General features: G+C 63.4%; 1 protein-coding gene. It reads left to right on the forward strand.

The window, feature by feature from the left end; genetic code table 11:
• Nucleotides 1-1007: glucokinase (glk, locus tag AC1DWI_RS24310; RefSeq protein WP_477726064.1), on the forward strand; the 1007-nt coding region annotated here is incomplete at its 5' end.
• Between the last annotated feature and the right edge of the window lie 17 nt (nt 1008-1024).

Raw genomic sequence — 1024 nt, forward strand, 5'->3', positions numbered from 1 at the left:
GTCCTGGCGGCGGTGGGCGGCTTTTGGCCGACATCGGCGGGACCAACGCACGCTTCGCGTGGCAGGCCGGTGCCGGTGCCGGGGCATCCATCGATGACCTGGTGATATTGCCTTGTGCTGGATATGCCAGCCTTGCGGATGCAATCCGGCATTACCTGGGCGTCGTGGGGCGAAGCGCCCCTCCTGACTGCGCAATCGCGATTGCCAATCCAGTGCATGGGGATCAGGTGCGAATGACCAATCATCGTTGGACTTTCTCGATCAAGGCACTGAAAGAGCAATTTGGATTCGCGAAGCTGCGGGTGCTGAATGACTTTACGGCGCTGGCCCTGGCGCTGCCCACGCTGAAGCCAGAGGAGTTGCGTCAGGTTCAGGGCGCAAAGGCCGCCCCTTTCGCTGCGATGGGTTTGATCGGGCCCGGTACCGGTTTGGGCGTTTCGGGGCTGTTGCCCGACGGGCAGGGTGGCTGGATCCCGATCGAGGGGGAGGGAGGGCATGCTACTTTGGCGGCTTGCACACCGCGTGAGCAAGCGGTACTCCGTTGGCTAAGCCGCCGCTACGGGCATGTTTCGGCCGAGAGAGCCGTATGCGGCCAGGGCCTGGTCGATATTTACCTGGCCATCAAAGAGGTTGACGGCTGTGCACCTGACGCCGGGCTTGATGCGGCGACCGTAGCGTCGGCAGCACTGGATGGGGGTGATCCCTGGTCTCGCGAAGCACTCGATCTTTTCTGCGCGTTCCTCGGAACGGTCGCGGGCAATCTGGCACTGACGCTCGGCGCTCGCGGCGGGATATTTATCGGCGGCGGCATCGTTCCGCGCATGGGAGAAGTTTTCGAGCATACGGCGTTTGGGCAACGCTTCAAGGCAAAGGGCCGCTTTGCACAGTTTCTGGCAGACGTGCCGGTGTACGTCATTCAGTCCGGGCAATCACCTGCGCTTCGCGGTGCCGCAATTGCGTTGGACAGCCCGTCCGCTTCAGTGCCTGGTGTTCCGCGAGACGGGTGACGCGGCTCGCGGTGCCG

This window comes from Polaromonas sp. P3_C2 (genome assembly GCF_056402675.1).